Origin of the sequence: Mycoplasma sp. 888 (genome assembly GCF_035609225.1) — a bacterium.
Taxonomy (GTDB): domain Bacteria; phylum Bacillota_I; class Bacilli_A; order Mycoplasmatales; family Metamycoplasmataceae; genus Mycoplasmopsis.
Window position 1 is genome coordinate 124195 of sequence record NZ_CP141192.1, and the last position, 22247, is coordinate 146441.

The window sequence follows — 22247 nt, forward strand, 5'->3', positions numbered from 1 at the left end:
TTATGAATAGATTTTTTGTAACAGAGAAAAACAATGACTCTTTTGTTTTATCAAAAGAAACATTAAAACATCTTCAAGTTATCAGAATAGACACAAAACCTTTTATTTGTGTTTATAATGAAGAATTTTATGAATGTGTATTAGATAATAATGCAGCGAAAATAATTAAAAAAATAGAACAAAATCACGAACATAAATACGAAGTTGTTCTTGCAATGGCTGTAATTAAGTTAGATCGTTTTGAATGAGCGCTACAAAAAGCTACAGAACTTGGAGTTACAAAAATAATTCCACTAAAAACTCAATACACAAATCACGACTTGCTTAAATTTAATAAATTTAGTTCAAAATATGAAAGATTTAAAACTATTTTACAAAATGCAGCTGAGCAATCATTTAGAAATAAAATTCCAGTTTTAACTGAATTAATGACATTAAAACAAGTGTTAAATCTACCAATTCAAAATAAATATATAGCGCATGAAAAAATTGATATTTCATCAAACTTATCTCAACCAATTGATAGTGATGTTATTTTCTTAGTTGGACCTGAAGGTGGCTTTTCAGATGAAGAAATCAATTTATCTGCAAAAAATAATGTAAAAGTTGTTTCATTAGGTTCAAGAATTTTAAGAGCAGAAACAGCAGCAATTTTCATGTTATCGCAAATGAAAATTGATTAATAAAATTAATTAAGAAAATATATAAAATACCTAGAATATAGGTTTAAAAAACATAACAAACCATATGTAAAAAAATGAGTATAAAAAAACTTATGTGGTATAATAAATTAGCAAATTTATAAATTTATAAACCGAGATAAATTTTTTATTATTAACGTATATAGGAGGATAGCGTGAGACAAACAACAATAGTTAATACTCAACAAGCTAACAAAAAATGATATGTTATTGATGCTGAAGGACAAGTATTAGGGCGTTTAGCTGCTCAAGTTGCATCAATTTTAAGAGGGAAAAACAAACCTACATTTACACCTAACGCAGATATGGGTGACTTTGTTATCATCGTAAATGCAGAAAAAGTAGTTTTAACAGCTAAAAAAGAAGAAAACAAAATTTACTACTCACACTCAGGATACCCAGGTGGATTAAAAAGCATTACAGCAGCAAAATTAAGAGTTAAAAGACCTACAGCTTTAATTGAAAAAGCAGTAAGTGGAATGATTCCTCACACAAAATTAGGAAACAAACAACGTCGTAGTTTATTTGTGTACGCTGGACCAAACCACAAACACGAAGCTCAACAACCAGAAAGATTAGAGGTTAAATAATTATGGCTAAAGAAACAGTTATGTACCGTGGATTAGGAAGAAGAAAATCTTCAGTTGCTCGTGTTAGATTAACACCAGGTAAAGGTAAATTTGTTATTAACAATCGTGATGCTAGAGAATACTTAACATCTGACATTTACTTAAAAGATGCTAACCAACCTTTTGTTTTAACAGATACTTTCGGAACATTTGATGTTAGTGTAAACGTAAGTGGTGGTGGTCTTAGTGGTCAAGCAGGTGCTATTAGATTAGGTATTGCACGTGCTTTATTAGAAGCTAACCCTGAATATCGTTCAGCTTTAAAAGTAGCCGGAATGCTTACAAGAGATGCTCGTGCTAAAGAACGTAAAAAACCAGGTTTACGTGCAGCACGTCGTGCAAGACAATTCTCAAAACGTTAATAAAATTAATAATATTTTGTACTTCTATTTTTATAGTTTTATGCTATAATAGAAGTACATTTATGCGAGCGTAGCTCAGCTGGTTAGAGCACACGACTGATAATCGTGAGGTCGATGGTTCAAGTCCATTCGTTCGCACCATTTCATAAAGATGACCTTATTTTTACCAACTAGAAATAGTTGGTTTTTCTTGTTCTTTTTTATAAATTAAAGAAATTATTTTTTACTTATCTGACTGGCTCACTACTGTAAAAGTAAAAAAAAAAAAAAAAAGAACCTTTTAAGGTTCCTCGGTCAATTTCTTGAAATGGTACGTCCTAGAGGATTCGAACCTCTGACCCAATGGTTAAAAGCCATTTGCTCTACCTGCTGAGCTAAGGACGCACATTTTTTGGTGCCCAGGACTGGACTTGAACCAGCACGGTATTGCTACCGAGGGATTTTAAGTCCCTTGTGTCTACCATTCCACCACCTGGGCATTTCTTTTTGCTTGAATATTATAACACAGAAAAAATAAAACAAAGTATTTTTTTAATATTTTTATTTAAATAATAAAGCAACAAAAGGGGTAAAATATAAATGAGGAAAAATGAATAAAGATCAAACAGTTATTTTTGGTATGCATAATTCAGAAAAATTAGCAAAAAAGATTTCTGAACTTGTTAATATACCACTTTCGAAAGCAACAAGAACAGTTTATACTGATGGTGAAGCCATGTTAGTAGCTGAAGAAACTGTTAGAAACAAAGATGTTTACATCATTGCTTCAACATCAAAGCCTGTAAATGATAATTTAATGGAATTATTGTTATTTATTGACTCACTTAAAAGAGCAAGCGCAGGTTCGATTAATGTATGCTTAAGCTACTACGGGTATGCTCGCCAAGATAGAAAAGCATCAGGAAGACAACCGATTGGAGCTAAATTAGTTGCTAATTTACTTCAAGTAGCAGGTGCTACTAGAATGATTTGTGTTGACTTACATAACCCTTCGATTCAAGGGTTCTTTGATATCCCTGTTGATGATTTAAGAGCACAATATCCACTTGCATTAGCATTAAGAAAACTTAATACATCATTCACAGTTGTATCTCCGGACCACGGTGGAACTGTAAAAGCTAGAAAACTTGCTGAATTAATAGCAAACACGATTAAAATTACAATTATAGACAAGAGAAGAAATGCTGATAATCAAACTGAAGTAATGGGCATTATCGGTGACATCAAAGATCAAAATGCGGTTATTGTGGACGATATTATTGATACAGGTGGAACGATTAAAAAAGCAGCACAAACATTAAAAGATAACGGTGCTAATAAAATTATTGTTGTTGCAACACATGGTGTGTTTTCAAAAGGGTTTGATATTTTTGAAAACGACCCCAACATTGAAAAAGTTATTGTTACAGACAGTATCGATAACTATGAGTTACTAGAAAAATACTCAAAATTACAAATTGTTTCATTAGGTGAATTTATAGGGAAAGTTATTAATGCATCTTTAAATGGTGGAAGCATTACAAATGTATACGCAGAAATAAAGGAACAAATAAATAATTACAATGATGAAAAGTAAAGAACTTGTTAGAGAATTGTGTATTAAAAATAACTGAGATTTTAGTTTATTTGAAGCTTATGTTAATCTAATTGAAGAGAAAAACAAAGTTATGAATTTAACTGGTTTTTCAAATGAAAGACTTTGAAATGAAGGTATTTACGAATCTTTAGTATTCATGATTGAGATCACTAAAGACTTACAAAATGGAACTATTTTAGACATTGGAGCTGGAGCAGGTTTCCCATCAATTCCATATGTATTAACAAAGCCTAAAAACAAAGTAGTTATATATGAACCACTTTTAAAAAGAGTTAACTTCCTAAACGAAGTTATTGAGAAGTTAAACTTATCAGATTATGTAACCGTTTACAAATATAGAGCTGAAAATGTAAAGGAAATTAATCAATTTGATGTTGTTACAGCAAGAGCTGTAGCAACTGTAAAAGCTTTAAGTATGGCAGCTTTACACTTAGTTAAAGTTAATGGTTTTTTATCTTTATTAAAAGGTAAAAAAGCTATTCAAGAAATTAATGACACAAAGAGCATTTTGAAAGATGTTAAAGTTCAATATTCGATAAGGCCTTTTATTGATGAGAATATTGATAGAGAAAATTACGTTGCCTCAATTAAGAAATTAGAAAATACACCGAAAAGATTTCCTTATTTATGAAAAGATATTAAGAAGGTTAATTAATTTATTCAAAGATAGCATTAAACTATCTTTTTTATTTTAATTTTATTTTTCATGTTATTAAGAGAGTTTTATGTTTCGATAAAAATGGATGACTGTTATTCGATCATCCATTAAATTCATCTTATCTAATAATTACCAGAATAGTTTTTTTATGAATGCCTATTGATGCTCCAACAATTGTACAAATCGGGAAAAGAAATCCTACTATGTATAAAATTGCGACAGGTATGTTCATATTACAAATTCTAATTGTACCAATGTTTACATAACAAATAAAGCTATAGTAATTCCAATAATTGAAAATAAAACAAGAATCACAACAGGACCCACACCAGCAGCATATCCTCCATTAGCTGACAAGAGTAGTGATAAAATTAGAGGAATAATTAAAAATCTACTTAAAATTCATAATACCAATATAGGCACTGATAAAAAAATGCTTTCCCATTTCTTAAATTTCCTTTCAAAATATTAAAATTTAATATCTATTTTTACTTGTTGCAAGTAAAAATGATACTTTTAAATCAGTGATTTCAAATCAAAATTACTTAAATATCTTATAAGAGAAGCTTTAAGCACTAATAAAACTAAATTTGCATTCAATTTTTTAATTGCTATTCTAAAAAATTAAAGAAAAAAGTCAGAAATATTCTAATTTTCTACAAAATGTTTAAAAAAATGCATATGATTCAAATCATATGCATAGTTTTTAATTATTCAATAGTATCTTTCTTGTTTTTGAAGTTCATTTTAATAGGACAACCTCTAAAATCAAATGTTTGACGCAATTGGTTTTCAAGGAATCGTCGATATGAGAAGTGTAGGTATTTTTTATTGTTAACAAAGAAAGTGAATGTAGGAATTTTTCCTTTTTCTTGTCTTGCAAAGTAAATATTTAATCTACCACCATTGAATGGAATAGCAGGTTGAATAATTTGAGTTTCTAAGATCAAGTTTGATAATAATGATGGTTTGATTTGACGTTCTAAGTTTGTTCTAACTAAGTTAATTGTGTCATAAAGTTTGTTTAATCTTTGATTGTATTTAGCTGAAATAAATACAAATGGAACTCATGGAACAAAGTGGAATTTGTTTCTAAGTCTTTTTTCATATTCAGTCATTGTGTTTGTTTCTTTTTCAATTAAGTCTCACTTGTTAATTACAATGATAACTGGTTTTTCATTATCTAATGCATAACCGATAATTCTTGAATCAAAGTGTGAAACTTCTTCTTGTGAAGCATCAATAACGATAAGTGATAAATCAGCTTCTGAAAGTGAGTTCATAGCACGCATAAGGGCATAGTGGTCAACTGATTCAACTAATTTTGACTTCTTAGTTATACCGGCAGTATCAATAACATTGTATGTTTTTCCATCAATATCAATTAATGATGTAACTGAATCACGGGTTGTACCGGCGATATCTGAAACAATTGAACGCTCCTCTTTAGCTAAATTGTTTAAAAGTGAAGATTTACCTGCGTTAGGTTTTCCGATAATAGCTAAATTAAATGCATCAATTTCTTCAGGGTCTGAATAATCTAAAACTTCAATACATTTAGTTAAAACATCCCCGATCCCTTCTCCATGAAGAGCTGAAATTGGATAAATGTGATCAACTCCTAAACTATATCAAGAGTAATCAAATTGTTGTGTGTCTTCAAGTTTGTTAGCTACAGCAATGATTGGTTTTTTAGATCTACGTAAAATGTTCATAATGAATAAGTCATCATTTGTAATTTCACTAGTTCCGTCAAATAAGAAGATGATTGCATCAGCTTCTTCAATAGCGATTTTAGCTTGAATTTGAATTTGTTCTTGGAATGGTCTGTTTTCAATTTCAATGCCACCAGTGTCAATGATTTTAATTTCGTGGCCAGTTCAAACAATACGTTCGTAAAGTCTGTCACGTGTAACACCAGGTTCATCGTGCACAATAGAAACTTTTCTTCCTACAAGCTTATTGAAAAAAGTGCTTTTCCCTACATTTGGTTTCCCTACAATTGCAACTGTATTACGCATTTTGTTCCTTCTTTGTTTTTAATTTTTGGTTAACAATATCAATAATTTTGTTTTCAACTTCTTCAGTTGTTAGTTCAGTACAATCAATATAAATAGCATCTTCTGTTTTATGTAATGGATCAACTTCTCTATAGATATCTTGTTGATCACGTAATTCAACTTCTTTTAAAACTTCTTGGTAGTTTGTGTTATAACCTAATATTTTGTTTTGTTCATATCTTCTTTGCGCTCTGACTTCTGGTGTAGCTCATAAGAAAATTTTAACTTCAGCGTGAGGTAGAATTCTGAAAGTTGTATCCCTTCCATCAATGATGTAACCCTTTTGTCTTAAAGTCATATGTTGAATAAATTTAACAACAAATGCTCTAACTTCAGGAATTTTAGCCACAGTAGGAGTAACTTTTGAAATATAGTCAGCTCTAATTTTGAGTGAGATATCAGTTCCATCTAATAAAGTTATATCGTTTGGTAATAACTCAATGTTGATTGTTTCAAGAGATTTAATTACACCTTCTGTATCAGTTGTTAAAATATTGCGTTGAAGAGCATTTAATGTGATTGCTCTATAAACTGAACCACTGTTAATAAACATGTAATGTAATCTTTGAGCAAGATTTTTAGAAACAGTTGATTTACCAACGCCGTTTGGACCATCAATAGCTATATTAACTTTTCTCATATTTTCCTCTTTAAAGTCTTATTTTATTTTTATTGATTTTTGTACTTTTTGTATCTTCCTGTTTATTGTTCTCTGGATAAAGAGAATTTAGAACATATTTTAATTCAGGTAGATTATTATCGAAAATTACATAATCATCCATGAAGTCAATTGAATTGATTTCAAGATTTAATTCAAGTTTATTTAATTGCTCTTTGATTTTTAAGATTTGTTCATCAGGTTTATACAAATCTGATTTAGGTATTGTTTTAGTGTTTGAAATGGTGTTGATGTATTTTGGAATGAAAATAGAAGCGTTTGAAAATGTTTTATACAACCATTCGTATTCTTTTTTCAATTCAACATCATCATTTATTGCAAGAATTTTGATTCTTTTAAATAATTTAGTTTCTCTATCAACACTCATTTTTATGTACCTCTTTAAATTCTTTTTTATTTTAACATAATAAATTAATTATATTAATTTATTACAAAAAAGAGCATTTAAGCTCTTTATGCAAACTTTTTAAGTACTATTTCCTCAAATAATTTTTCATCAATTTTGTTAATAACTGACACTTCTTTTTGTGCTGATTTAAGTACAAAAAGGATATATTCTTTGTTATTGCTAAAATGTGAAGCTAACAATGTATCTTCTGTAAAAGTCACTTCATTTTGTTCATAAACTTTATTAACATATGGTGATTGTGAAATAAAGAAAATTGATTGATCTACAATTTTGCTTAGAAACATTTTTGTTCCGAATTTCTTGAAAAACAACATATTCCCAACTTGATCTTTGAATGTTACAGGTATGTTTCTTGAATATTTGTTTGCTCTTGTGAATGAACCAAGAATGTTAATGTCATATTTTTCGATATCAAATTCATCAAATTCTTTCTTAGAAATTTGAATTCTTGATTTTTGAACAAATACAATCACAATAATCATAAATGAAATTAAAACTGCAAGCATAACACAAGATAAATAGAATACTATTGATGAAACTGAAATTGCACTGAATGAAAGGGTGACCTTTTCAGCTGTTTTTGTTTCTTCATTAACTTGTGAACCAATTAATTTAATTACTTCTGTAGCATTTAAAACAAATAAAATTAAGCTAATTGAAAAGAAACCAAATCCAGCTAATGCTGAATAAATTGATTTCATTTGCATGTCTTTGTATGCAAATCTACCCTTAATTAATTTAAGATAATTGATTAATCTATATGCACAGTAATAAATGATTAAAGTAATTATTACTTGCATAGCTACCATTACTAAACTACTCATGAAATTATTTTACTATATTTAAATATCTATGCTCAATATAAAGTACAAATATATTTTTATTTTTAGGACTTGTACACTATGGTTTAAGTTTTATTTGACTGATGTGATATTTTGATTTATAAAGTAAAATATAGATATGGGATTTTTTAAAAATTTAGTAAATAAGGTTTTTAATAGAAAACCTAAAGATGTTGAACAAGTTCAAGAAGAATTAGACAAAAAAGAATATAAGAAAATAATCACAAGTGAGAAATTTAAGAAATATGAACAAGGTTTAAATTCTTCTGCATCATTTGGTAAAAAACTTTTAGAGCTACAAAATAGACACGTAAAACTTGATGAAGACTTTTTTGATGAGTTTGAAGAGTTATTGATTATGTCTGATATTAATGCTTCATTAGTTGATGTTATGGTAGAAAGAATTAAACAAGAAATTAGATTAAACAATATTGATGATCCAAAAATGATTGGAGAAATTGTTGCTGATCAAATGTTTACAATTTATACAAACAACTCAGTTGTTAATACAAATCCAAACTATGAAGTTGGTAGATTAAATGTTTTTGTTTTTGTTGGTGTTAATGGATCAGGTAAAACAACTTCTATTGCTAAAATAGCAAACAAATATGTTAAAGAAGGAAAAAAAGTTTTAATTGCTGCTGCTGATACTTTCAGGGCTGGTGCTGTTGATCAATTAGGTGTTTGAGCACAAAGAATTGGTGCAGAAATTGTTAAACCTGCTCACGAAGGGGCTGATCCTTCTAGTGTTGTTTATCAAGCAGTTTCTAAAGCTAAAGAAGAAAATTATGATTTATTAATCATCGATACTGCCGGTAGATTACAAAATAAAGTTAACCTTATGAAAGAGCTTGAAAAAATGATTGGTGTTATTAGAAAATTTGAACCTTTAGCACCACATGAATCATTATTAGTTCTTGATGCAACTACAGGTCAAAATGGATTATCTCAAGCAAGAAACTTCAAAGAAATTGCTAACTTAACTGGGATTATTCTTACTAAAATGGATGGAACATCAAAAGGTGGAATTGTTTTATCAATTAAAGATGAATATAATCTTGATGTTAAATATGTTGGTTTAGGTGAAAAACTAGATGACTTACAAGAATTTGATCTTGAATTATTTATTTATCAAATGACAAAAGCATTAATTGATAATGAACAATAAATCATTAGAAAACGTAATTAAATACACAGAGTTATTTGATAAATATGGTAATTTATTAACTCAAAATCAACAACAAGTTTTTAAGTTATATTATGAACAAGATTTGTCATATGCAGAAGTTGCTGAAGTGATGGCTACAAGTAGACAAGCTGCAACTGACGCAGTTAATAAAGCAATTCATAATTTGCTTAAAATTGACGAAAAAATGAACAAAATGTAGATGCTTTTGCATCTTTTTTTGTACAAAAAACACATCCAACTACCATTAAATTGGACGTGCTAATAGGATATTATATGTATATTTTTTTGATTGGTTCAAGTGACGACTAGTGAACCAAATTATTTAATTGAAAAACAAATTTTATAAAGGAGTAATCTATGGAATTACCAAATAATATTAATATCTGCTAATTAATAAAGATAGTTAATATTTTGAAAATTTAAAATTTATATATGACAAACTGTGCGTTTAAATTTATAAAATTACTCAAATAAATATGATTAAAATTTCTTTATTTTAAAGAAGTGTAAATGGAAAATTTACTCTATTAAAATAATAATAAAAATAAAAAATTAAAACAACTAAATATAATATGTGATAAAAATATAGTGAATATCTTTATTGATAATAATAAACTTGTATAAAAAACCAATAATTTTAATGATTAATAATAAATGTATGTCTATTTTATAACTTGCTAAATTAAATTTTTAAAATAATAGAATATTTTTTAATATATAAAAGAATTTCCCTTTTGTTGCGACAATATACTTGTCGCACTTATATCATATTCCTTTTTAGTAAATAAAATTATGAGCATAAAAATATTTATTTAAAATAATTTTTGACTTTTAAAATAGTGTGTAAGTGATAAAAGTTTTTTCTTATTTTTGAGATTCAAAAAATTTCATATATTCCATTCATGTAATTTTAGGATTTTGCAATTTTTGTTAAAAATTAGTTGCAATAAAGTTTTAAATTTAATTCTAAATTTTAGTGAAGAAAATGCACATCCAGTTCATTTTGGATGTGCATTTTTAACATTATAAATCGATATTTTTTACGTATTTTGCATTCTTTTGAATGAATTCTCTTCTCGGTTCAACTCTTTCTCCCATTAAGGTTTCAAAAATTGAATCTGATTTGTAAATGTCTTCAATTTGCACTTGAAGCATTTTTCTACGTTCAGGATCCATAGTTGTTTCTCATAGTTGCTCAGGATCCATTTCTCCAAGCCCTTTGTAACGTTGAATTGTAATTTTTTGACTTGGGTTTAATGTTGCGATTATTTCATCTTTTTGATTATCGTTGAAAGCATATTCAACAAATTTATTTTGTTGAATTTTGTATAAAGGAGGTTGAGCTATGTAAATAAATCCATACTCAATTAAAGGTCTAAAGTATCTGTAGAAGAATGTTAATAATAAAGTTCTAATGTGAGCACCATCGACGTCGGCGTCAGTCATAATAACAATCTTGTGGTATCTTAATTTGTTGATGTTAAATGTTTCTCCTCAACCTGTACCAATAGCTGTCATTAACGACGAAATTTCTTCTGAAGAAAGAACTTTTTCTTGACGAGATTTTTCAACGTTAATAATTTTCCCTCTTAATGGTAAGATAGCTTGAGTTTTTCTATCTCTACCCATTTTAGCCGAACCACCAGCTGAGTTCCCTTCGACAATATATAATTCAGAAATTTCAGGATTTTTAGATGTGCAGTCAGCTAATTTACCTGGTAATCCACCTGATTCAAAAACATTTTTTCTTCTTGCATTTTCTCTAGCTGCATTGGAAGCTAAACGTCCTTTTTTAGCCATAGATGCAATTTCAATAATTTTCTTAGCATCAACAGGGTTTTCATTTAAGAATCTTTCTAAAATTGGACTAAACACTCTGTTAACAGCTTGACGAGCATCTTTTGAACCTAATTTTCCTTTTGTTTGTCCTTCAAATTCTGGATCAGGGTGTTTGATTGAGATAACTGCTGTAACACCTTCGATTAAATCGTCACGAGTAAATTTTTCACTTTCAGATTTGATAACACCTTTTTCAATTGCATAGTTATTAATTAAACGCATTAAAGCATCATAGAAACCAGAAACGTGAGAACCACCTTCGTGTGTTGAAATGTTGTTTGTATATGAAATAATGTTTCCACGATATAAATCAGACAAGTATTGCATACCGACTTCAACACCAATAACAACATCCTCATCTTTGTTATTTTTAACAGCAAATTCTCCATCTGCATAAATAACAGGTGTAACTGGTTTGTAACCATCGCTTAATTCGTGCACGTAGTCAATAATTCCATTTTCATATAAGAATTCATAGTGTGTATTATCTCTGTAGTCAGATACTGAAACATATAAACCTTTGTTAAGGTGTGCAATTTGCTTCGCGTGGTCTAAAATAATTTCTTTATCAAATGGTAATTCTTCCATAACTGAATAGTCAGGATGGAATTGAATTTTTGTTCCTGTTTCATTTGGGTTAGTGAGTTTTTCAATAACTTCTGTTGACTTGATAGTTTTTCCACCATTAGCAAACTCTGCATAGTATAAGTTTCCGTTTCTTTTAACCCAAGCTTTAAATGAGTCTGATAAAGCATTAACAACACTAGCTCCAACCCCGTGAAGTCCACCAGAAACTTTATATGCATTAGATTCGAATTTACCACCGGCATTAAGTTTTGTTAAAACAACCTCAAGTGCACTAATTCCAAATCTTGCGTGGGTATCAACAGGAATTCCACGACCATTATCTTCAACAATAATTGAATTATCTTGTGTGATGATAATATCAATTCTATTGGCAAAACCAGCCATAGCTTCATCGACAGAGTTATCTACAATCTCTCAAATTAAGTGGTGTAAACCTGATTTAGATGTTGATCCAATGTACATACCAGGTCTTTTTCTAACGTGTTCTAATCCTTCTAAAAACTGAATATTACTTGCATCATAATTATGTTTTTTTTGAACTTCAGACATTTATACCTCCATGTGCGAATGTAAATTTTAATAAATATTATATATTTATTAAAATATTATATAGATTTTTAAGAAAAATAGATTGTTATATTTGAGCAAGTGCCTTTTTACTTTTACAGCTTGTACACTATCATAAAAGTGAAAAAATATCTATTTTTACTAATTCATATATGTATATGTAATATGCATAATTTAAGCTAATCAAATTAGATAAAAAAATCAAGCTTTCGCTTGATCACATTATCAGTTCTTTCTAGGGTTCTTATAAAATACATTTTCAATTGGGTCAACTCAGAAACCTAATCTATTTTCTTTTGCATAATTTTGAGAATTCTTAATTGTCTGATACATTGTTTGTTCTTCTTCAGTTTCTGCGTAGAATTTTTTATCTGAAGGGTCTAATGTAATGTAAGCAACTCTAGCTAAACCTGCTCTAATTAGCTGGTTTCCAAACTCTAAATCAGGATTTTTTCTTTCATCTGGATATAAGAATACAACTCATCTTCCATAATCATCTTCTTTTAACTTATTAAAGTAAAAGAAGAAACCATGTGATTGAACGTGTTCTACGTAGTATTTTTTAGAAACTTGAGCTCAATAATTTTCTTTTGAAGCTAATTGATTTGAATTTGAACCTTTATCTGTTTCGGGAGTATCGATTCCTCTAGATCTTAATCCTAGATTTCTACCATTACGATTATTTGATTGAGTTCCTGGTTGAATACCACTAACTAAATTCATATATGGACCATATAATGTGTCACCATCAACAATTCCTGACATATCAACAACAGCATAGTTTTGTGGTAATGATTTTTTAATTGTTGTGCTAAAACCTAAACTTGTTTGTAAATTTAATGATGATAAGTAATCCATTTCTCGCTGATTAGCAAAAGCTGAAAATAATTTACTTTTATAAATTTCTAAATTTACATCAATTGCATTAAGTGATTCAATTAAGTTTTGCTCATTTGCATAAGTTTGTCTTAAAAATTTTGATGTTTCAGTTAAATTGTTATATGTTTTTGAACCTAAAAATCATTGATGTCTAATTTCAGCAGTCATTTCATCAGCACTATTGAAAACTTTTACAACATTTCCCGCTTGAGTTAATAAATCTTGATTAGTACTGTTTGAGTTTATTTTATTTTTGTAGCCGTCAACTAATTCAACCAAATTATTGTCAGTTGAATAATTATTTTTAACTGTTTCTAGTTTTTGGATAAGTTCACTATTTGCATTACTAATAGGATTTGATGGTTCTTTTAAAACATCATTTTTATTATCACATGAAATAGATAATGTAGTAGCAACTGGTAAAATTGCAAGTGAACTGAATAAAGATAATTTTTTAAATTTCATCTTCTCTCTTTTCTATTTGTATATAAATATAATTTTATTCCTATTTAGAAATAATGTGTATAAAAAAAGCATCAAGATGATGCTAAGCTTTATCATTTGATCCAAACTCTAATATTTTTTGTTTAATCACCCTGCACATAGCTTCATAACCAGGTTTGTAAAGTTTTCTAGGATCATAATTTTTATCTTCAAGATCTTTGTTGCTAATAATAAATTTTCTAATTGCAGCGTGATTTGCTAATTGTAAATCGGTGTTAATGTTAATTTTTGTAACACCTAAACTGATTGCTTTTTGAATTTGGTCAAGTGGAATTTCGCTACCACCGTGAAGAACAATTCCTAAACCAGTTTCACTTGATAATTTTTGAAGAACTTCAAAATTAAGACCTTGTCAGTTTTTTGGATATTTACCGTGGATGTTTCCGATTCCTGCTGCTAGAACTGTTATTTTTTCAGCAGCTAATTGTTTAGCTTCTTCAATATCTGCAATTTCGCCGTTTCCAATAACACCATCTTCTTCACCACCGATTGAACCGACCTCAGCTTCAACAGTCATATTTTTGCTTTGAGCTAAGTAAACAAGTTTTTGAGTTAATTCTTTATTTTTAGCAAATGGGAGGTGTGAACCATCGAACATAATTGAAGTGAAACCATCTGACTCGATAGCTTTAACACAAGCATCAAATGAACCGTGATCTAAATGAAGAGCTACAGGAATTGAAATTTTTAAGTCCTTAATAAGACCTGAAACTAAACCTGTTACAGTTTCATATCCACCTATATATTTAAGTGCTCCTTCTGAAACTCCTAAAATAACAGGTGAATTCATTTCTTGACATGTTGTAAGAATTGCTTTTGTTCATTCTAAATTATTAATATTAAAATGAGGAACTGCGTACTTACCCTTTTTAGCTCTCTTGAGCATATCTTTTGCATTAACTAATGACATAAAAACCTACTTATTAGATATTTCTTGCTTCTCAGTTCCCATTTGCAAGTCTGTTGAATCTTTTATCAACTGTTAATAAACGATATAACTCACCAATTTTTCTTTCTCTAACTTTTTCATATGGTGTGTTCATTGTAACGAATCTGTCTTCTCAGTCATATCTTAACTCGTCTTCGACAGTGTTAAAGATTTCCATAAATGCAAATTCGTCTGTTGGACGTGATGATACTAATTCGTATGCGATTTCTAACATTGTTTTGTACATAATAAATTCTCCTTTAATTACATTGATAAAGGTGCAGAAACACCAATTAAGTTAAGTCCAAGAGCTAAAATCGCTTGAACTGATTTGATAAGGTGAGCATATGTTCCTTCGTCTTCGTGACCTAATAATTTAGTTTCAGCATAAAAACTGTTAAATGATTTAGCTAAATTAATTAAGTATTGTGTTAATAAGTTGACTTTAGAAGTTGACACAATTGTTTTAATTAATTCAGGAAATGAGTCTAATTCAATAATAAGTTTTTTAGCTTTGTTTGTAAAGTTAATTTGATCATTAACTTCTTCTTGTTTTAATCTATTTAATAATGATACAGCTCTTGAGTGAGCGTATTGAACTATAAATACAGGATTGTTAACATCAGATGAGTTAGCTGCATCAATATCAAAATCAAATTTATTATTGATTTCTCTAATGAGCATCATAAATCTAACTGCATCAGCTGAAGAGTAATCTAAAAGATCTTGCAAAGTAACTGCTGTACCGGCTCTTTTAGACATTTTAAATTCTTCTCCATCTTTGATTAATCTTACTAATTGAATAGTTAATATATCTAAATTGTCTGAATTGTAACCTAAGCATTGCATCGCGATTTTCATTCTTTGAATGTATCCTGAATGATCAGCACCTCAAATATTAATAAGTTTAGGTGACTTTTGGAACTTAAGTTCGTGATAAGCAATATCAGGTAAGAAATAAGTGTAATTTCCATCAGCTTTGATAAGCACGCGGTCTTTATCATCGCCAAATTCTTTGGTTTTCAAGAATAATGCACCATCTTCAGTGTATGTGTATTTGCTTAATTTTTTAAGAACTGGCTCAATTAAACCATCTTCTTTAATTGTTTTTTCAGAAGAAAATGTATCAAATGAAACATTTAATCTACCAAGATCTTCTTTAATTTTTTCAAGCATAATATCTTTAGCTACAGTTGATAATTCACTTAATTTAACTTCATCAGCATTTAAGAAATAATCACCATATTTTTCTTTAATTTTTGTAGCACATCAAACTATATCTTGGCCTCTATAACAATCTTCAGGTAATTGTGCATCAATACCAAATAAGTTTTGATATCTTACATAAACTGAATTTGTAAGCACATTAATTTGATTGCCTGCATCATTTACATAATATTCAGCTTCAACATTGTAACCAGCGTGTCTTAAAATTCTAATTAAAGAATCTCCGTAAGCAGCGCCTCTAGCGTGACCAACGTGCAAAAATCCTGTTGGATTAGCTGAAACAAATTCAACATTAACATGTTCTTTATTAATAAAGTCAGCTCCATATTTCGTTGGATTTAAATTAATGTTTTGTATTGTTGATAAAAATAATTGATTGCTTAAAACAATATTGATAAATCCAGGTACAGCAATGTCTATTTTTTGGAAGATATTTGAATTTGACATTTTAGCAACCAATTTATTTGCTACTTCAATTGGATTTTTAACAGTACAATGATTTTTTAAAATAAATGCAATATTTGTACTAAAGTCATAAACAACTTGATCAATGTTAATATTGTCAGGAACATTAGGTTGAGTAATATTAAAAACTAAATCTTTAACATTAAGATCCTTATTAACAAAATCTTCATTTTGTAACTCTATAACTGCGTCAATAATGTTTTGTTTTAACTGTTCTTTTAGTGTCATAATCCTCCTTATTTATAGATATATTTTATATATCTATTATATTAAAAAATATTTTTTATATAGCTAAGAAACAACTAGTTTTACGTGCCTTATACATAGTTATAAAAGTTAATTTTGCTTATATAAAATGGTAATTAAATATTATTTTTTATTATAATAACAATATGTTAAAAATATATGTATGTGGACCCACAGTTTACAACGATGTTCATATAGGAAATATGAGACCTATTGTAACTATGGACTTAATTTTAAAAGCTGCAAAGCAACTAGGAATTGAATATAAATTTGTTCATAATATTACTGATATTGATGACAAAATTATCAAAAAAGCCCAAGAACAAGGTGTTTCAGAAACTCAAGTATCAGAAAAGTATGGTAATTTATATTTAGATTTACTTAAACAATTCAATGTTGACACTATAACTGTCATTGAATACGTAACCGAAAATATTGATTTAATTGATAACTTCATTCAAAGATTAATCAAATCAAATAATGCATATTTAGATAATGAAGGTAATGTTTGATTTGATGTCATAAAAAACCAAAATGACTATGGTATTATTTCAAATCAAAAAATTGAAAACATGAAATTTGAAGATAGCGAACTTTCTTCAAATAAAAAATCACCTGCTGATTTTGCTTTATGAAAAAATACAACTGAGGGTGTTAAATACAATGTTTCTTTTGGCGAAGGTAGGCCAGGATGACACACAGAATGCGTTGCCTTAATTGAAAAACATTTTGGAGATTCTGGTTTAGATATTCACGGAGGAGGGATGGACTTAACGTTCCCACACCATGAAAATGAAAATATTCAATTCTATGTTTTAAATCAAAAACAGCTTTCAAGTAAATGATTAAGAACAGGTCAAATTAATTTAAATGGAATTAAGATGTCTAAGTCATTACAAAACGTAATTTTAGCTTCTGACTTTCTTAAAAAATATTCAGCTGATTATTTTAAAATGATTTTAATATTAAACTCATTTACAGGTTTGATCAATATTGATGAGAATTTAATTAATAATGTTGAAGTGACTTTCAAGAAAATTAGCAAAATTTACTTCTTAAATGCACGGTTAAACAAACAAAACAATTCACAAATTAACAATGAATTAGCTAAACAAGCATTCACATATATTTTTGAACAGAGATTTTCTGACTTTAATAAACTTATTAATGATCTAATTAAAAATATTAATAAAGACAAAAACACCTTAGACATAGCTACATTAGTATATATTTTTAATAATTTAGGTTTTGGATTTAAGAAATTTGATTACAAAAAATATGTTCCAATTTATCAAAAATGACAAGCGTTTTTAGCTCAAAAAGATTATCAAAATGCTGACAAATTAAGAAACGAATTGATTGAAAATAATTTAATATAGGGTAAATATGAAAAAATTACACGAAAAACAAAAAAAATACGATATGACCACTAAAAAAGTGGGAGAATTAATTGTGTATGGGAAAAATTCCGTTATTGACTGTGTCAATAACAAATTAGATATTTCTGAAATACACATAACTGATGAAGGAAGTTTAAAGTATTTTAAAGGTGATAACACTTTAAGGGGTATAAAAATTGTTATCACTGATAAGAAAACTTTAGATGAAGAAACAAAAGAAAACCATCAAGGTTTTAAAGCAATCTTAAAATCTGTTAATTACAAGGGACTTGACGATTTAGAAAGATTGCATAAGGATAATTCGCCAATTCTTGTGTTAGATAAAATTCAAGATCCACATAACTTTGGTGCAATTATAAGAACAGCAAATGCTGGGGGAATTAAGCATATTATTTTCCCTAAAGATAATGCAGCTGTAATTAATTCAACTGTATTAAAGGTTTCATCAGGTGGATTTGTAAATATGAATTTTTACAGAGTTAATAGTCTTAATGCAGCTTTAACTCAACTCAAAAAAAGAGGTTATTGAGTTTATTCAACTGTATTAAATGAAAAAGCTCTCCCATACACAACAGTGGAATATGACAGACCTACAATTTTAGTTGTGGGTAACGAAGGTGATGGAGTATCAAAAAGTGTGCTTTCAGTCACAGATCAAACAATCTATATTCCACAAAGGGGGAATGTGCAATCTTTAAATGTATCAGTAGCAACAGGTATTATTGTGTTCGATGCATTAACTAAATGATAAGAAAATATCATTTGAACGATAAGTTTCTCTCTGAATTTTTGAAACTCGAAAATGACAAGTATTATTCAGTTTCAAAAATCATTTCTGCTTTTAGTATGCAGCACAGCAAGTCAATAGATGTTTTATCTAGAAAAGTTAGTTGAGTCTTTGGTAAGGTATCTATTGAACTAGCAGAAATTAAAAATGTTACACTTCATGAATTTTTAGGAATTTTTCTAGAAGTTTCTTCAGAAGTTTTTCGTATGGATTTTAAATCCTATTCTCATTTCGAATCATTCATTTGAAATAAATTAAAGTTAAATACTCTGAATTTCTTCCACTCAGAAATTAACTCTCAATATATTTTTGATGATGGTATTGCTAACAAAAGGGTAAATTTACAAAAAATTCTAATAGACATGGAAAATAGTGTAGTTGATAACTCACGTAGTACAAAACAACTTGATTATCAAATTAATACTCAAAAAATACACTCAAGAAATCATTTTTTAAATAGTAGTTATAAAAAGAAACACTCAGTTATGAAAACAACAGATTTAAACGTTGGTTCATCAATTGATATTGACATTATTTGTTCAAATAACCTTATTACTACATTGATATAAAGTTAAATAGAGCTTATGTTATAACTTATATGTCCAAATTTTTAATTCTTCTTTCTCATATATATTTATAGTATATTTACATAAGTTTAGGAAATTTTTTTTATTGTATAAAACGCAGTAAATTTTTCAAATTATTTTGTGTTGATTTTTAACGTTTTTTATAAACAAGCTATATTTTGCTTGTTGCTCCATTATTTTTATAATTTTTTGTGACAAATCGTTTTTACTCTCTGGCGATTTTGTCCCATCTATATTTATTTTATTTTTTCACTTATTTTCACTTACAAAATATGCATGTATAGACGTTTTTTTGATTCTATCTATGATTTTTCCATATTTTAGGTAAACTCACTTGGATTTTATTTCCAATAATTATTCATTCTTGCATATTAATAACATTGGGTAAGTGTTAGGTTATGAAAACTTATCATCTCGGTTGCTTGGGGAAGTGTTTGAGATGGTTAAAATTAATTAAACTTGAATTTAAGTTTTATGGGTTAAGGAAAATTCATAAGTTTGATTAATATGTTTTCTCTTGTTGCTTTTTATTTTTATTAGTGTAAATTTTTGGGTACTTCTCAAAATTACAGTTATCTTCTTGTATGTTGTGAAGACTGAACTTTTTTTTCACTTTCCAGTTTATGTTCTTCATTACTCACTTTGATTTTCATTAAATTTTTATAGTGTTTTAAACAAAATTTAATATGGTTTTTAGTTCATTTGTTGGATTATTCCTTTCTAAACATTTAAAAAGTATTTGACTTTCTTATATTGATCCATTTATTGACTTTTATTCAATATAAGACTTTATTATTAAATACGAAATATAAAATTGGTTCTAAATGAACCGAAATTCATTATTTTCTTCTTCTCTCATCAGTTAGACATTTTCTGTTAAATGTCAAACATCTTTCTTTAATTTTATTATTTAATTTTTTAGAATGTCTATTAGATTTTCCACTTAACTTTTTAAGTTAAGTGGTTTTCATATCCTCTGTTTGTAAATTTTATCTTTTTATATTATGTGCTAATATTTTAGTAATATGAATAATCGTAATTTTAGAAATAAAAAATTTGTATTTATTGGTGACTCAATAGCGCAAGGTTTTGATTTATCTCAAGGAACTGGAACATATGGAAATTTAGATGAACCAGGTTATGCTTATTCAGACTATTTCATTGAATTAATTCAGAAGAATATTGGTAGAAATTTAGACATTAAATATAGCAATTTAGGTCTATCGGCAAGCAAGATTAGTACTTGAATTAATATCGTTTCTGGTGAAAACTTTACGGATGAAACAAGAGAGTTAATGCACATAAATAAAGTTCTAGCTCAAAAATTTAATCACACTTATTTTAATTATGATTTTGATTCATATTTAAAAGAAATTAAGGAAGCAGATTACTTATTTATAAACTCTAGTGGAATTGAATTTTTATTCAGTATTTCCTATGTAGACTTAGTTGAAGTAATGTCTCAAAAAGATTACTACCTTCAAAATAAACAAATTGATGATTTATTGGAAAATGTTAAGCGTACAACACAGCAAATCATTAATGAATATATTGTTTTAGTTAACAAAATTAAAGAAGTTAATACAAATTGCAAAATCTATTTAGTCGATTATCCTATTGCTTCATTACCTGTGCTTAACAAGTTGATTCTCAAAAACAAAGATAATCTTTTAAACAAGAGTTATTCTATTTTTAAATCTATATACAAGGTATTTCAGAATATTTTTGTAGAAGTTTCAACAGCAACAAATACTAAATATGTTGAAATATTTGACTTTGAACAATGTTTAAGAAATGAACGTAAATGATATCAGTTGTTTTTAGATATTCATTGCAGTAAGAAATGTTATAAATACATTGGTAAGAAACTTTATTTAAATTTTGCTAAAGAGCATCATTTAAATAAATTTACTTGAACTAAATTTAGAAGCATTCCAATATACCCGGATAACAAAATTATTGAGCTTATTCAAACTTGATACAAAGAATTAGGCGTTCTAGAAGGTTCACTAATTAGAATTTATATAAGCACAATTAGCAATTCATTGATTAATGAGAAACTAACTAAAGGTTTAGATATCACTCTTAATTTCAGCGCACTTTTAAATGAGAATGTTATGTCGCTCATTGGTAAGATTTTCCATGACGAAAACGTACTTGAATATATTGAAAATAAATTCACTTCACTGAAATTCACAGATACATTAATTGACTTTTTAGCTAATAATCAAGAGTTTGTTACATTGATTGATAATGTTGAAAAATTCTTTACTAGAAACAAAAACATTTCCCTTAATAAGTTTTGACAATTCTTTTTAGTCTCAAATGAAAAAACATTGTTTGATATAACAAAAAAATTCTTTGAAAAGTACCCTAATTTTAAAGAAGAGATAATTGATTTAATTCATTTTATCCTTGGAGAGTTAAATAAAAGAAAATTTATTAAGATTCCAATTGATATTAAAAAGATTGATTATAAGTTTAATTTAGATTTTTCATTAGTAAAAAATGATTTAGATGAATTTTTAATTATTTTTAAAGATTACTTTTTATCAAGTTCAAATTTTGTTAGCTTCGAAAGTTACTTTAATAGTTTTATTATTCAAAACAAAGAGCTAATCAAACAAATATCATTTAAGTTTCTTAACATTGTTTTAGAACAATTGTTCACTGATAAAGATGAATTAATTCAATTCATTTTAGCCTATTGCAAGATTGATTATAAATATCTCTCAAGAAAAGATTTTGAAGCTCTTGATAGATATGTAGATAAGTTATTGAGCAACTTAAATATGACTAAAATGCAAAATAAAATCATTAATGAAACAATTAACTTTATACTAAAAACACCAAAAATGAAACTTATTAGTTCTAACAACATTATGCTTATTAGCCTTATTATTAAGAATCAATTTAGAAATAGATTATTTTTAAGTTTAGTTAGAGGCAATTTATCCCCAACAGTTAATTTAGGAGTGCGTTTAGCATTTGCAAAAGTGAGATCAATATTTAGATGAAGAAAGTAATGTGTTATGTTTTTTTATGTATGTAAATAATTTCGATTAAACCTATTGCATAGCATTCATTTACTTAATGTATATTGT

At 27.8% G+C, this 22247-nt stretch carries 20 protein-coding genes and 3 tRNA genes; 12 read left to right on the forward strand and 11 right to left on the reverse strand.

Features of this window, described 5'->3' with window-relative positions; translation table 4 throughout:
- Window positions 1–2: 2 nt before the first annotated feature.
- The 4 genes from U5U50_RS00710 to U5U50_RS00725 all read left to right on the forward strand — a co-directional run bounded on the left by U5U50_RS00710 (window position 3) and on the right by U5U50_RS00725 (window position 1833).
- On the forward strand, window positions 3–683 hold the full coding sequence (locus U5U50_RS00710) for a 16S rRNA (uracil(1498)-N(3))-methyltransferase (protein ID WP_324672974.1): 681 nt from the start codon (window positions 3–5) through the stop codon (window positions 681–683).
- A gap of 173 nt (window positions 684–856) precedes the next feature.
- Complete coding sequence (gene rplM, locus U5U50_RS00715) at window positions 857–1291, forward strand: 50S ribosomal protein L13 (RefSeq protein WP_257089389.1); 435 nt, start codon at window positions 857–859, stop codon at window positions 1289–1291.
- 2 nt (window positions 1292–1293) lie between these two features.
- A complete protein-coding gene (rpsI, locus tag U5U50_RS00720) occupies window positions 1294–1692 on the forward strand; it encodes a 30S ribosomal protein S9 (RefSeq protein WP_323176655.1) in 399 nt (132 codons plus the stop codon).
- A 64-nt stretch (window positions 1693–1756) separates the two neighbouring features.
- Window positions 1757–1833: transfer RNA gene (locus U5U50_RS00725), tRNA-Ile, on the forward strand.
- Window positions 1834–2000: 167 nt separating this feature from the next.
- Here U5U50_RS00725 and U5U50_RS00730 read toward each other — a convergent pair.
- Window positions 2001–2076, reverse strand: a tRNA-Lys gene (locus U5U50_RS00730).
- Between the two features lie 8 nt (window positions 2077–2084).
- Window positions 2085–2170: transfer RNA gene (locus U5U50_RS00735), tRNA-Leu, on the reverse strand.
- A gap of 111 nt (window positions 2171–2281) precedes the next feature.
- Here U5U50_RS00735 and U5U50_RS00740 point away from each other — a divergent pair.
- Together U5U50_RS00740 and rsmG are read left to right on the forward strand one after the other, a co-directional pair.
- Complete coding sequence (locus tag U5U50_RS00740) at window positions 2282–3268, forward strand: ribose-phosphate pyrophosphokinase (protein WP_324672977.1); 987 nt, start codon at window positions 2282–2284, stop codon at window positions 3266–3268.
- Window positions 3255–3944: a 16S rRNA (guanine(527)-N(7))-methyltransferase RsmG gene (gene rsmG / locus U5U50_RS00745; protein WP_324672979.1), complete on the forward strand. Its 690-nt coding sequence runs from the start codon at window positions 3255–3257 to the stop codon at window positions 3942–3944. Before U5U50_RS00740 ends, rsmG begins: the two co-directional genes overlap by 14 nt.
- 713 nt (window positions 3945–4657) lie before the next feature.
- On the opposite strand, the gene der is transcribed toward rsmG, so the two are convergent.
- The 4 genes from der to U5U50_RS00765 form a co-directional block, all read right to left on the reverse strand.
- Window positions 4658–5968 carry a ribosome biogenesis GTPase Der gene (gene der / locus U5U50_RS00750; RefSeq protein ID WP_324672981.1) on the reverse strand — a complete coding sequence of 437 codons (1311 nt, stop codon included), beginning with the start codon at window positions 5966–5968 and terminating at the stop codon, window positions 4658–4660.
- Window positions 5961–6647 (reverse strand): (d)CMP kinase, encoded by a 687-nt coding sequence (gene cmk / locus U5U50_RS00755; RefSeq protein WP_324672984.1) that lies wholly within the window; start codon window positions 6645–6647, stop codon window positions 5961–5963. Before cmk ends, der begins: the two co-directional genes overlap by 8 nt.
- 10 nt (window positions 6648–6657) lie before the next feature.
- The gene (locus U5U50_RS00760) at window positions 6658–7053 is read right to left on the reverse strand and encodes a hypothetical protein (RefSeq protein ID WP_324672986.1); all 396 of its coding nucleotides are present in this window, start codon (window positions 7051–7053) and stop codon (window positions 6658–6660) included.
- An 86-nt stretch (window positions 7054–7139) separates the two neighbouring features.
- Window positions 7140–7919 carry a hypothetical protein gene (locus tag U5U50_RS00765; RefSeq protein ID WP_324672988.1) on the reverse strand — a complete coding sequence of 260 codons (780 nt, stop codon included), beginning with the start codon at window positions 7917–7919 and terminating at the stop codon, window positions 7140–7142.
- 136 nt (window positions 7920–8055) lie between these two features.
- Here U5U50_RS00765 and ftsY point away from each other — a divergent pair, with 136 nt between their 5' ends.
- Window positions 8056–9105 (forward strand): signal recognition particle-docking protein FtsY, encoded by a 1050-nt coding sequence (gene ftsY, locus U5U50_RS00770; protein WP_324672990.1) that lies wholly within the window; start codon window positions 8056–8058, stop codon window positions 9103–9105.
- A complete protein-coding gene (locus U5U50_RS00775) occupies window positions 9095–9325 on the forward strand; it encodes a sigma factor-like helix-turn-helix DNA-binding protein (protein WP_324672992.1) in 231 nt (76 codons plus the stop codon). The genes ftsY and U5U50_RS00775 overlap by 11 nt, the downstream gene beginning before the upstream one ends.
- 824 nt (window positions 9326–10149) lie before the next feature.
- On the opposite strand, the gene U5U50_RS00780 is transcribed toward U5U50_RS00775, so the two are convergent.
- The 5 genes from U5U50_RS00780 to argS all read right to left on the reverse strand — a co-directional run bounded on the left by U5U50_RS00780 (window position 10150) and on the right by argS (window position 16351).
- A complete protein-coding gene (locus U5U50_RS00780) occupies window positions 10150–12102 on the reverse strand; it encodes a DNA topoisomerase subunit B (RefSeq protein WP_324672994.1) in 1953 nt (650 codons plus the stop codon).
- A 240-nt stretch (window positions 12103–12342) separates the two neighbouring features.
- On the reverse strand, window positions 12343–13464 hold the full coding sequence (locus tag U5U50_RS00785; protein ID WP_324672996.1) for a thermonuclease family protein: 1122 nt from the start codon (window positions 13462–13464) through the stop codon (window positions 12343–12345).
- Between the two features lie 82 nt (window positions 13465–13546).
- Entirely contained in the window at window positions 13547–14413 is an 867-nt protein-coding gene (gene fba / locus U5U50_RS00790; protein WP_324672998.1) for a class II fructose-1,6-bisphosphate aldolase, read from the reverse strand.
- Between the two features lie 13 nt (window positions 14414–14426).
- Complete coding sequence (rpoE, locus tag U5U50_RS00795; RefSeq protein ID WP_324673000.1) at window positions 14427–14678, reverse strand: DNA-directed RNA polymerase subunit delta; 252 nt, start codon at window positions 14676–14678, stop codon at window positions 14427–14429.
- Window positions 14679–14695: 17 nt separating this feature from the next.
- The gene (gene argS / locus U5U50_RS00800; RefSeq protein WP_324673002.1) at window positions 14696–16351 is read right to left on the reverse strand and encodes an arginine--tRNA ligase; all 1656 of its coding nucleotides are present in this window, start codon (window positions 16349–16351) and stop codon (window positions 14696–14698) included.
- Between the two features lie 164 nt (window positions 16352–16515).
- On the opposite strand from argS, the gene U5U50_RS00805 reads away from it, so the two are divergent.
- From U5U50_RS00805 to U5U50_RS00820, 4 genes are all read left to right on the forward strand, one after another.
- Complete coding sequence (locus tag U5U50_RS00805) at window positions 16516–17748, forward strand: class I tRNA ligase family protein (protein WP_324673004.1); 1233 nt, start codon at window positions 16516–16518, stop codon at window positions 17746–17748.
- Between the two features lie 7 nt (window positions 17749–17755).
- Entirely contained in the window at window positions 17756–18520 is a 765-nt protein-coding gene (gene rlmB, locus U5U50_RS00810; RefSeq protein WP_324673007.1) for a 23S rRNA (guanosine(2251)-2'-O)-methyltransferase RlmB, read from the forward strand.
- Window positions 18514–19125 (forward strand): hypothetical protein, encoded by a 612-nt coding sequence (locus U5U50_RS00815; protein ID WP_324673009.1) that lies wholly within the window; start codon window positions 18514–18516, stop codon window positions 19123–19125. The genes rlmB and U5U50_RS00815 overlap by 7 nt, the downstream gene beginning before the upstream one ends.
- Before the next feature lie 1043 nt (window positions 19126–20168).
- On the forward strand, window positions 20169–22169 hold the full coding sequence (locus tag U5U50_RS00820; RefSeq protein WP_324673011.1) for an SGNH/GDSL hydrolase family protein: 2001 nt from the start codon (window positions 20169–20171) through the stop codon (window positions 22167–22169).
- The last annotated feature ends 78 nt before the right edge of the window (window positions 22170–22247 follow it).